Below are 1,177 nucleotides of genomic sequence, written 5' to 3' on the forward strand. Positions count from 1 at the left end.
AGAATTAAGAGCCTACTTAAAAGATTATAGCGATTAAGACAAGTCAGGACTTTCCCTTTTTAAAGGTCATAAAAAGCTCAATTTCAAGTAGAAGTTAGCCATTCAACAAAAAAATCTGAGGTGACTTGTAGTTTAAAACTTTATTAGGATCGTTATTAATCCAATTTTCGATGAAAGTGACTTGTTTGTGGATCGTTTTCTTAACTCCCTTAGGAAGCCATCGTCTGATAAGTCTGTTATGATTCTCGTTTGTTCCTCTTTCCCGTGAGGAGTAAGGGTACGCGTAATAGATGTTGTCCTGTGGAAATATCTCAGCTAGTCTATTAAACTCCGTTCCATTATCAGCCGTGATGAATTTGATGGTATTAGTTTCCATAAGTGCAGCGACAGCTTGATTGACCAACTGAGCAGTTTTGTCAGGGATTAGTCGGATAATCTGGTGCCGACTTCTGCGGTCAGTGAGGGTGAGAAGGCACTGATTTTTCTGCTTGGTCAGAATGACGGTATCCATCTCATAATGCCCATTTTCAAGACGTTGGTTGATGATTTCGGGTCGTCCCTCAATAGACTTCCCAACAGGTTTAAACCGCGGACTAGCCCCCTTCTTTTCAGCTTTTGGCTTTCTGGGGTAAATCAAGTCCTTGTAGGTCAGTCCTATCTGTCCATGATGAATCAAGTAGTAGATGGTAGATATGGGGACATTGACTTTCTTTGCATTTACCATCATATTTCGGGATAGTATTTCTGCTTGATATAGTGCAAGATTTTCTCCTTGATAGCCTTATCAAGTCGACCCTTTTGGACAGACTTCTTTCTAGCTGATTCGTAACGACTTTGAGCAGCATCTGCAGAATAGAGCAGTTCAAACCTTCCCTTGCGTACTTGTTGGCGAACCAGCTCACGCTTGATGCCATTATGAATAGTTTGAGGTGCTTTTCCAAGCAAGAGAGCGATTTGATGATTTGATTTTTCCTCGTCCTTCCACTTTTCAATTAAACGGCGCTCAGCTATTGTTAAGTGCTTGCCTTTTGGGGTAAATTAGTAGGCATCTTAAAGAATCTCCTTGTATTTGTGGTGAACTACAAGTATATCTCTTTGAGATGTTTTTTCATACACTCGAAGTGGCTAACTTCATTTTAGAACTTTCAATTGGAAGAAAAAGTTTAAGAAAAATAAA

At 39.7% G+C, this 1,177-nt stretch carries 1 pseudogene; it reads right to left on the bottom strand.

From position 1 onward, the window contains the following. Positions 1-94: 94 nt before the first annotated feature. Positions 95-1,011: pseudogene (locus HMPREF2933_RS04575) on the bottom strand (IS30 family transposase). Between the last annotated feature and the right edge of the window lie 166 nt (positions 1,012-1,177).

Origin of the sequence: Streptococcus sp. HMSC066F10 (assembly GCF_001813805.1) — a bacterium.
Lineage (GTDB): Bacteria > Bacillota > Bacilli > Lactobacillales > Streptococcaceae > Streptococcus > Streptococcus vaginalis.